This is a genomic window from Streptomyces sp. (assembly GCF_019510245.1).
GTDB lineage: Bacteria > Actinomycetota > Actinomycetes > Streptomycetales > Streptomycetaceae > Streptomyces.
This window is the reverse complement of the sequence record NZ_JAEKKT010000376.1, coordinates 1-10196: the sequence shown is the minus strand read 5'-3', so window position 1 is coordinate 10196 and position 10196 is coordinate 1. Positions and strand designations below refer to the sequence as shown.

The following is a 10196-nucleotide window of genomic DNA, read 5'->3' as shown; positions in this document are numbered from 1 at the left end:
CGGAATCCAGGAACTGGAACTGCTGGTTGGTGGCGTCGGTGCGGGTCCACTGGATGACGGCCGCACCGTCGGCGGTGGACGCGCCGTTGACATCCAGGACCTTGCCGCTGTTGCGGTTCAGCAGCACGTACCAGGCGGTGGTGTCCACCGTGGCGGCCGACGCCGGCGCCGTGACCACCGTGAGCAGCCCGCCCACGAACACCACCGCTAACACGGCGGCCAACCCCGCCCGCCACCGACGGCGCCACCTCGCGATGCGCGCAAACCCAACAACCGACATAGCGTCCTTCCTTTCATCACTGGGAATCGCCGACAGGAAGCGGGCCGCATCGGCGCGGACACCGACGACACCCGCGCACCGGCAACCGCCCGAAAAGCGACGTGTTACCGGTAACGCTCTTCGACGACGATCCGCGCAGGAATATGAGGGGTATAGGTGTTAGGTAGCCAACGGCGGTACGGCTGAACGCACTACGTGGACTGTGAACGATGATCAGCGGCTGGAGTCGCCCACGTCGTGAACCGCTCGTCCTCTTGGCGGTGGACCGCACCGAATCGCGATCGCCGTAGATCGGGTGGGTCAGTGCTGCAGGGTGAGCAGGCCCGGGCGCCAGGGCAGGAGGCCGTAGTCCATGCCGTCGCTCTTGGGGTCGCGCCCCTGGTAGAGGAGTTGCAGGTGGCAGGGGTCGATGGTCATGGTCTGATCCGGGTTGTTCCGGACCAGGTCGCCGTGGCTGATGTCGTTGGTCCAGGTGGCGCCGCTGTTGGCCTTGCCGGCGAAGGGGTTGCTCTCGGTGGCGGCCTGCGGGGTCCAGGTGCCGTCCAGGCTGCTGGCGGTGAAGGACCGGAAGTACCGGCCGTTCGCGCCCTCGGCCTCGACGATCATCAGGTACTGGTTCTGGTTGGCGACCTTGTACACCTCGACGGCCTCGAACAGGTTGGGCGTGGAGTCGGTCATGACCGTGGTGTAGTTCGAGCCGAAGCTGCTCGGGAAGTTCCCGATCGGCATGGAAGCCCGGTAGATGCTGCCGTTGTCGCCGGCGAAGAACAGATAGATGTTCTGGCCGTCGGCGATCAGGGTCTGGTCCAGCGGCGCGGAGCCCGGGATGGTGCCGGTGAACAGCTCCTGCGGCGCGGACCAGCTGTTGGGGTCGGTGGGGTCGCTGGTGGTGCGGTAGAAGAAGGGCCAGGCACCCCACTGGGATGCCAGCACCCAGATGTTCTTCGGCGCGAAGTAGAACAGCGTCGGGGCCACCGTGCCGGAGGTCATGCCGGTCTGGGAAGCCGAGGCCATGTCCGACCAGTTGGTGAACGGGGCCATGCCCATCGAGCCGTAGGACCCGGAGGAGTCGACGGTCGAGCCGTAGACGATGTGCTTGCCGTGGTAGACCACGTCGGTGAAGTCCTTCAGCGCGACCCAGCCGTTGGCCGGCTGCGCCAGCGGACCGGTCGACGTCCAGTGGTAGGTCGACGGAAGAGCACAGGTTCCGCCGCGGGACCCGGGCAGGCCGGTCCACTTCTGGTTGCCGGCGCCATTGCAGTCCCAGATCTGCGTGTACGTACCGTCGGTCTGGCTGGCACCCGGCACGTCGAGACACCGGCCGGAGCCGACACCGCGCAAGGCGCCGCTGGTGTCGGCCTGAGCCGGGGTGGCGAGGAACATCGTCGCTCCCGCAACCACGGCCGCGACCATGGCGGTGAGCACGGCGGACAGACGCCCGCGGCGGATGTGTCTTCTTCGCATGGGAATCTCCTGATCCCTGGATGGTCTCTGAGCAGGCGGTTCCGGCCGGCCTCGCTCACGGGGCAGGCGGCGACCGCGCCGTGGGGAAGAGAGCTGGGCGGTGCTGGATCCGACCGTCGGCCGGCCGGTCTCGTGCTTCCTCTTTTGATGCCATGAACGAAAGTTTCGCATGATGTGCCAGAAACATAAACTGCATCAGATGGCAGCCGCCGTCAAGACCACGGAGGCCAAGAACGGGAATACGGAAGAGGCCCGCGCCGCGATCGGCCGTGCCGAGGAGTACCTGGCCACCGGGCACCACAGCGGGCAACGGCATCCGCTGGACTTCTTCTTCACCTACGACCAACTCCACACCGAACTCCACGTCGCCTATCGGGACCTGGTCACCGCAGGGAACGCCACGCCGGACTCGCTGCTGGAGCACGAGCGGCTCATCGGCCAGGCCAGCCACATGGGCCGCCGCGCCGCGATGGTCAACGCCGATGCGGCCATCGCGCACCTGGTCGGCGGGGACCTGGACGAGGCCACGAAGAGAGCCGATGCGGCCATCGCGGCGGCGGCGCCGCTGAAGGGCGGCTCGGGCCGGGTGCTGGGCGGCCTGCAACGGATCCGGCCGCACCTGGTCGCCTACACCCCGACCAGTGCGGCCGCCCGGGATCTGGACCAACGACTGCGCACCGCAGCACCCTGGGCGCTAGCCGTCTGACTCACATCGCCGCAGCGGTGCCGCTCATCACCCCGGTGGCCCCGCGAGTGAGCAGCCGTGTGGCCACGCGGGAACCGATGCTTTGGGGATGATCGGCGTCTCCGGACGCCGACTCCCGCCTCGCTGCAGTCAAGTGCTGTGACGTGGGCCTCCAGCCGCAGTGATCCATCTGGCCCGCAGGACGCCAGGTCGCCGACCGAAGCGGAGCAGTCGCCGTTCAGCCCGGCGAGCAGCACACGTTGGGCGCGAACTTCGGCGTCGACCGCGTCGTCGCTGAGGCCGTTGCGGTGGACATCATCTTCTCGGGGTTCAACAGCCTCGCGCGGTTCACCATGCCTGTAAACAGCCCTCGTCAGCGTCAAGCCGCTACCGATAACCTTTCGATCGTGACGGCCTCGCGATCGAGCGAAAATCGTGAGTCAGAACCATGCCAGCGACGAGGCGAATTGCGAGGATCATCCGATTCCATGAAAGCGCGCGGCGTTGGCATGTCCGTTGCAGGAAACCCGACGTGGCACAGCGTGCTCCCCGCAGGCGCGGGGATGGTCCCGAACTGGTCGAGCAACATCCGCAGCTGTGCTCCCCGCAGGCGCGGGGATGGTCCCCCTGCATAGCCCTCGACCTGCGGTGAAGCACAGTGCTCCCCGCAGGCGCGGGGATGGTCCCGGGATGGGGACGATGTTGTCGATCGGCTGCCGGTGCTCCCCGCAGGCGCGGGGATGGTCCCCGGGGGACGTTCAGCACTGGTCATCTTGCTGTGTGCTCCCCGCAGGCGCGGGGATGGTCCCGCCTCGCCGTCGCCGCCGGCCTCCCCGATCAGGTCGTAACGCGTCAGAATGGCTGCTCAGCCCTTGAGCTGGGACGACGTTCCACGGGCCGATCCGGGACTATCGGGCCTTGTGTTCGTGCGGATGCTCTACCTGGTCGTCACGCGGATCTTCGCGTGGCTCGCTCTGATGTGCCGATCCTCCGCCGCGAAGGACGTCGAGATACTGGTCCTGCGGCACGAAGTCGCGGTCCTGCGCCGGCAGGTCGCAGCCCCGAAGCCGACCTGGCCGGAACGGGCGCTGCTTGCCGCTTTGACTCGGCTCCTTCCGCGAGTCCTACGTCGGCACAGGATCGTTTCTCCCCGTACCCTCCTGGCCTGGCACCAGCGCCTGATCAAGGGCAAGTGGACGCAGCCGGCTTCTCCGGGACGCCCATCGATTCCCGAGGAGCTGCGCGACCTGATCATCCAGCTCGGTGCCGAGAACCCCCGGTGGGGCTTCCGGCGCGTTCACGGCGAACTTCGACGCCTTGGTTATAGGGTCAGCGCGGCCACCGTCCGCCGGATCCTGCGCGCCGCCGGCCTCGGGCCCGCCCCGCGCCGGCATCCGGCACGTGGCGAATGGACCGCCTTCCTCAAAGCCGAGGCGCACGGCCTGCTTGCCACCGACTATTTCCACGTGGACACCATCGGCCTGCAGCGGCTGTATGCCTTGTTCGTCATGGAGGTCCGCACCCGCACCGTGCACATCCTGGGCGTGACCGCACACCCCACCGCCGCCTGGGCCACCCAACAGGCTCGCCATCTGCTCTGGCAGCTCGGGGAGCGCGCGGCCGAGTTCACTCACCTGATCCGGGACCGGGACGCGAAGTTCACCGCCGCCTTCGACGCCGTGTTCGCCAGCGAGGACATCACTGTTGCCAAGATCCCTCCACGAAGCCCGAACTGCAACCCGCACGCGGAGCGGTTCGTGCGGTCGGTACGCGAGGAGTGCACCGACCGCCTGCTGATCTTCGACCGCGGGCATGCCGAGAAGGTCCTCCACGACTACGCCCACCACTTCAACCAGCATCGACCCCATCAGGGCCGGGACCAGCGTGCACCGCTGGACGATCCGAACGTCATCCCCCTGCCACCAGCCCGTATCGAACGTCGGCAAGCCGTCGCAGGTCTCATCAACGAGTATCGCCAGGCCGGATGATCAACCGAATAGTCCGCAGCTCACAGCCTATGAAGTCATTATGAAGCGGTACGGGGTCCGCCGCGGCTTGGCCGGCGGCGGACCCGCGGGTGACGGGGCGTCGGTCAGATGAGGTGCTGCCAGGCCCGGTAGACGGACTCGAATTCGTTCGCAAGGCCCGGCTTCGGCTTCACGATCCAGCAGACGTTGGCGGCGCCCCGGCGGTACAGCACCAGGTGGTCCTGCTTGCCGCTGTGGTCGTAGTCGAAGGGGAAGATCCGGTCGGTCCAATCGTCGAGGCTGTAGTCGCCGATGCCCCGGGTCTTCGGGTCGGGGCCTTCGGAGGGGTCCGGGTAGACGCGCACGAACTCCGCCGGCTCCGTCGGCTTCCCGTTCGCGTCCTCCGCCCGGCAGATCACCCAGATGATGCCGGCGCCCGGGCGGTACAGGACGATGTGGTCCTGCTTGCCGGTGCCCCGGTAGTCGTAGGCGAACAGTAGGTCGTGTTCGTCGCGCAGTTCGTAGCCGCCGATGCCGTGGGCGGGCGGGTTGGGGTTCGAGGGGTTCGGCGGCCACTTCCGTTCGTACTTCGGCGGGTACACCGGATCGCCGAACTTGTCCTTCACCCGGCCGACGATCCAGACGATGCCGGTGCCCGGGCGGTACAGGACGATGTGGTCCTGCTTGCCCGATCGGTCGAAGTCGTAGGCGAAGGCCCGGTCGTGGGAGCTGTCGAGGTCGAAGCCGCCGATGCCGTCGTGCGGTGCGTTGTCGTCGTGCGGGAAGCGGCGGATGAACTTCCCGTCCCTGCGGCCCACGACCCAGCAGATCTTCTCGCCGGGGCGGTACAGGACGATGTGGTCCAGCTTGCCGGTGCCCTCGTAGTCGTACGCGAACGCCCGGTCGGAATGCCGGTTCAGGTCGTACCCGCCGATGCCGTTGGCGGGCGGGTTGGGCTCGGTCCCCGGCGGGAAGACGCGCTCGAATTCCACGGGCCCGTTCTCTCCCCCGGACCCCGGAGACTTCCTGATGATCCAGAAGATGTGCTCGCCCGGCCGGTAGAGGGCCAGGTGGTCCACCTTGCCGCTGCCGGTGTAGTCGAAGGCGAAGACCTTGTCGCCCGCCCTGTCGAGGTCGTAACCGCCGATTTGCCGGTCCTTGCCGGTGCTCCGGTACACGTATGGGAAGTCCGTGTCGTTGCGGGCTATGACCGAGACGGACTTGCCCGCGAACAACTGATCCGTGTGGTAGAAGATCAGATGGTCCGACTTTCCGCTGCCGTCGAGGTCGAAGGCGGTGCCCTGGTTGGCCGGCGTGAAGGTGTGACCGCCGATGCCCGCGGTGGCCATGCTGACGTCCATCTTCTTCAGCACCGTGGCGATCGGCGTCGCGACGCCGCACCTGCCGCCGTCTACCGCCGGTGCCACATTGGAACCGTAAAGCAGGCCGATGACCTGGCCGCCCGCGGTGATGATCACCGAGCCGGAGTCGCCACCGTCGGCGAACACCCGGGTCCCGCTGGCCGGGTCCGGCTGCACGCTGAACTGGCCCTTGCGATCCTGGGGCACTCCGTCCTTCTTGTACGAGTACGTCTGGTCGACACCGTCGATGTACCCGTAGGTCCACTCGCTCGTGCGCCCCCGCTTCCTCACGACCATCCCGACGCGCGGCTCGCCCGTCCCGGTGACCTGGCCCAGGTCCGCGATCTCACACTTGACCGGGATGACGATCTCGTTGATCCGCACGACCGCGGCGTCCACGTCGTCGTCGTACAGCGACCGCGCCACGCTGCCGATGATGAAGCCGGAGTCGCCGGAGGACGGCTGAGCCGCGCTGACGTCGTAGGACCCCGAGCCGTCGAAGAAGACGTGGTGATTCGACAGCGCCATCCGCCCCTGCGTGGCGTTGTCGGTGACGAGTGCGCCGAGCGTGCCGGTCGAGCCGTCCAAACGCCGCACGGGCCCAACGCTGATCCCGCCGATCAGCGGACGGTACATCTTCGTGTCGGCGAGTTCCTCGAACCCGCCCTGCTGCACGTCGGTCCGGACACCATGGATCGACTCCGGAATGCGTTCCCCGGCGGGCACGTCCCGCTTGTGCTCGACGAAGACGCGGACGACGATCTCGTCGGTACGCTCCCCGCCGACGTACTTGTATCCGACATCCACACCGCAGACACCGGGTATTGCGAAGAGTTCCTCCTCCGCCGCCCGCTTGATCCGGATGATCTCGTCGATGTCTGACGCCATGGCCACTCCCCGTTCCCTCTCGTATGAGGGCCCAACGTAGTCGGCAAATCAGTGTCCGAATATCGAGGAATGACCCTACCGTTCGTGGTGTGGGCCCTGCTTGCCGACCGTGCTGGGATCGACGTCGGGCATGGCGTGCCCGTCCGAGGCCCGGCCCCGCGGAGCACCCCTGGCGGCGGCCTCAGCCGACCGCCTTCAGCCGATGACGGCCCGCCGCCGTCATCGCGCGCAAGGACGACGCCTGGTGGCAGCCAGGCAGACGAAGAGTTTGCCACGGCGCTGGAGAGTGTCTGGAGCGAGCAGCCGTGACGCCGAAGCTGGAGTTCGTCGCGTTGCCCAGCCCCGGGCCGGCAGCCTGGCCGGGTGCGGGCGTTGGCTGAGCTCGGCCCCGCGCGTGCGGGGGTAGCTCCGGGCCGTTGATGCCTGGGTGGGCACCGGCGTTGTCGGCCCCGCGCGTGGCGGGGATAGCTGCCGCGTCTCTATCGACTTCCGCTGGGCGTTGGCGCTGGCTCCGCGTGATGGGGGTAGCCCAGGGCCTTGAGTATCGGACCCGCAGTCGAGGCATCGGCCGCCAAAGCGGGGTAGCTCCCCGTCCCGCCCGAGAGTCCACCATCTACGTAGGCTGGCCCTAGGCCGTGTTGGGAATTGAAGTAGCCTCTTGAGATGCCGAGCGGGATGCGTAGTCGGTTCGATCTGACCGATGCCGAGTGGGAGCGTCTGGCTGAGTTGATTCCGATCCCGGAGCTGGGCCGCAGGTCATGGCAGCTGCGAGCCCAGTTCAACGGGATCATGTGGCGGTTCCGGTGCGGGGCGCCGTGGCGGGATGTCCCGGAGCGGTACGGCAACTGGAACACGATCTATGACCGTTTCAGCACGTGGCGGGATGACGGCACGTGGGCTCGGCTGCTTGAGGCTGTGCTGGCCGATGCGCAGGGGCGCGGGCAGATCGACTGGCGGACCGTGTCGGTGGACTCCACGACGAACCGGGCGCACCAGCATGCCGCCGGGGCGGTGTTCGAGCAGACCACGCTGGAGGCGTTCGAGGAATCGCTGGCCGAGGTCGGCGGCAAAAAAGGGGCCGAAAACGAGGACGAACCACCTCTAAGCCAGGCGGAGCTAGCGTACGGGCTGAAAGAGGCGATCCGTCTACTGACGGATCCGCCGCCGGCCAGGCAGGGACCGGTGATCCGGAGGAAGAGGCGCGTCGTGCGGCGCGTCGGCGGCGCAAGGCCCGCCTTGCCGCCGCCGACCTCGGACGGTCCCGAGGCGGGCTGACCACCAAGGTCCACTTGTCGGCCGATGGCCGGTGCAGGCCGCTGTCACTGAAGGTGGACCCGCGCGGCGGCCCCGCTCGCTGCCGACCGGGCGCGGTACTGGCCGATAAGGCGTATTCCTCGAAAGCGAACCGGGCCTACCTGCGCCGTCGCGGGATCAAGGCAGTGATCCCGGAGAAGACCGACCAGGCCGCCGCCCGCAAGCGCAAGGGCTCCAAGGGAGGCAGACCGATCGGTCACGACGCTGAACTGTATAAAGAGCGGAACACTGTCGAGCGCTGCTTTAGCAAGCTCAAGCAGTGGCGCGGTATCGCCACCCGCGCCGACAAGCTCAGCGAAAGCTACGAGGCCGGGCTGCTACTGGCCAGCGTCATGATCTGGATACGCAGCACCTGACACATTCCCCAACACGGCCTAGGTGTACTGACCCGTGAGGTTGGGGACGCGGCTGGCTGGTGGTGAGCCGTTCAGCGCGGTGTGTCCGCGGTGGTGATTGTAGGTGTGCAGCCAGTTGGGGAAGGCGTCGCGTCGTTCTTGTTCGCTGGTGTAGGGGCGGGCGTAGGCCCATTCCTCCAGCAGGGTGCGGTTGTAGCGTTCGACTTTGCCGTTGGTCTGAGGCCGGTAGGGCCGGGTTCGCTTGTGGGTGATCCCGGCCTGGGCCAGGATGTCGCGCCAGTCTCGGGAGCGGTAGCAGGCACCGTTGTCGGTCAGGACGCGGTGAACGGTGATGCCGGCGTCGGCGAAGAAGGCCTGGGCTCGGTGCCAGAACGCGGTGGCCGTCTGCTTGGTCTCGTCGGGGAGTATCTCGGTGTAGGCCAGCCGGGAGTGATCGTCGACGGCGTTGTGCAGGTAGGAGTAGCCCGCGCCGGAGCGGTTCTTGCGGCCGGCAGCGCGGCCTAATGCCTGGTGTCCGCCGCCGTTGGGGATGTTGCCGAGCTTCTTGATGTCGACGTGGATCAGGTCGCCGGGGGCGGCGTGCTCGTAGCGGCGGATGACGCGGCCGGTGGCCCGGTCCAGGTGGGACAGCCGGGCCAGCTTGTAGCGGCTGAGTACGCGATGCACAGTGGACGGGTTCAGGCCCAGCAGGAATGCGATGCGGGCCGGTCCCCAGCGACGCAGTACCCGCACCTTGATGATCCTTCGCTCGGTGCGTGTCGGCGTGCGTTGCGGGCTGGTGTGCGGCCCGGACGAGCGGTCGGCCATTCCGGCCGGGCCGGCCTGCCGGTAGCGATCGGCCCAGCGTTTGGCCGTGGCCGGCGAGACCTGGAAGCGTTCAGCAGCCCGGCGCAGGCCCCAGCCGTCATCCACGATGCAGCGGGCCAGGCGCAGACGGCCGGTCTCGGACAGCGGTGCATTACGGTGGGGCATGAGGGCCTTTCTGATCGCTGGTGCAGATGTCGCAATCCACACCAAGCCAGAAGGCCCTCACCCATTTCAAGATCCGTCAGCCGTGAACCCCGTCACCAACCTCCGTGGTCAGTACACCTAGGTCTCCCTCTCGTCGAGAGGCCTTCCTAGACTGAGCCGTCGCTTTGAGCTGATTAGCCTCAACGTCCGCAGTAGCGCACAAGTCGACAGATCGCCTGAGAGGTTCCTCGTCTTGTGCGCCTGGTTCGCAGTCCTGATGCAGCAGCAGGCATGGACGCTTGTTAAGCAGGTCCTTCAGGAGGTACAGCATGGTGAAGTGCCCGCTGGAGTAGTACACAATCTCCGAGACCAGCTTTTCGTCGGTCTTGAAACGGTCGGCGGCCCCCAGCCTAGCGCTGCCATACGCCCAGTCGAATCTGCTCCCAGGGACAACCACAGTTCGGCGCCCACCCGCACGTCTCGCCACCAGAACCCTTCACCAGCGACTCGAACCCGGCGCGTTCGACCGTTGCCAGCCGCCGGCCGCGCGCCTCGGCTATGAACGGAAAAATCGGAACACTCGATGCCTCAGGCACGTCCGAACCGGTGAAGCTCCCTCTCGCCATGGACCACGAGCGATACGGCGGCATGACGAAAGACAGCCCGTCACCATACGGACTCCGTACGGCCGTCATCACACCGTCATCACACGGCCCGTTTTCGACGACTTTGCGACTCGACTCGACTCGAGCACTTGACCCAGGAAACACAGAACCCCAGGTCAGCGACCTGGGGTTCCTGTCTAACGAGTGCGCACGAAGGGATTCGAACCCCTAACCTTCTGATCCGTAGGCCACGAATATAAAGGCTCTCACACGAAGTCTCAGATCGCTTTATGCTGATTTAGGTCAATCTAGCCTGATTCCCGAG

General features: G+C 67.0%; 6 protein-coding genes, 2 pseudogenes and 1 CRISPR repeat array. Of the genes and pseudogenes, 4 read left to right on the top strand and 4 right to left on the bottom strand.

Annotated elements, in window-relative coordinates; genetic code table 11:
• Both JF597_RS52070 and JF597_RS52065 read right to left on the bottom strand, forming a co-directional pair.
• Positions 1–214 (bottom strand): RICIN domain-containing protein (locus JF597_RS52070; protein ID WP_294013786.1); only part of this gene is annotated, 214 nt, incomplete at its 3' end.
• A gap of 366 nt (positions 215–580) precedes the next feature.
• Positions 581–1744 (bottom strand): non-reducing end alpha-L-arabinofuranosidase family hydrolase, encoded by a 1164-nt coding sequence (locus JF597_RS52065; protein ID WP_294013784.1) that lies wholly within the window; start codon positions 1742–1744, stop codon positions 581–583.
• A 199-nt stretch (positions 1745–1943) separates the two neighbouring features.
• Here JF597_RS52065 and JF597_RS52060 point away from each other — a divergent pair, with 199 nt between their 5' ends.
• Positions 1944–2450 carry a hypothetical protein gene (locus JF597_RS52060; RefSeq protein ID WP_294013781.1) on the top strand — a complete coding sequence of 169 codons (507 nt, stop codon included), beginning with the start codon at positions 1944–1946 and terminating at the stop codon, positions 2448–2450.
• 521 nt (positions 2451–2971) lie between these two features.
• A CRISPR array of direct repeats spans positions 2972–3238; the repeat unit is 29 nt; unit sequence GTGCTCCCCGCAGGCGCGGGGATGGTCCC.
• A gap of 111 nt (positions 3239–3349) precedes the next feature.
• On the top strand, positions 3350–4417 hold the full coding sequence (locus JF597_RS52055) for an integrase core domain-containing protein (RefSeq protein ID WP_294013779.1): 1068 nt from the start codon (positions 3350–3352) through the stop codon (positions 4415–4417).
• Between the two features lie 104 nt (positions 4418–4521).
• Here the strand turns inward: JF597_RS52055 and JF597_RS52050 are convergent, their stop codons facing one another.
• Complete coding sequence (locus JF597_RS52050) at positions 4522–6645, bottom strand: hypothetical protein (protein ID WP_294013777.1); 2124 nt, start codon at positions 6643–6645, stop codon at positions 4522–4524.
• Between the two features lie 663 nt (positions 6646–7308).
• Here JF597_RS52050 and JF597_RS52045 point away from each other — a divergent pair.
• Both JF597_RS52045 and JF597_RS52040 read left to right on the top strand, forming a co-directional pair.
• Positions 7309–7656 (top strand): annotated as a pseudogene (locus JF597_RS52045) (IS5 family transposase); the annotation flags it as partial.
• A 191-nt stretch (positions 7657–7847) separates the two neighbouring features.
• Positions 7848–8315: pseudogene (locus tag JF597_RS52040) on the top strand (transposase); the annotation flags it as partial.
• A gap of 18 nt (positions 8316–8333) precedes the next feature.
• On the opposite strand, the gene JF597_RS52035 reads toward JF597_RS52040, so the two are convergent.
• Positions 8334–9287 (bottom strand): IS481 family transposase, encoded by a 954-nt coding sequence (locus tag JF597_RS52035; protein ID WP_294013775.1) that lies wholly within the window; start codon positions 9285–9287, stop codon positions 8334–8336.
• Positions 9288–10196: the final 909 nt, after the last annotated feature.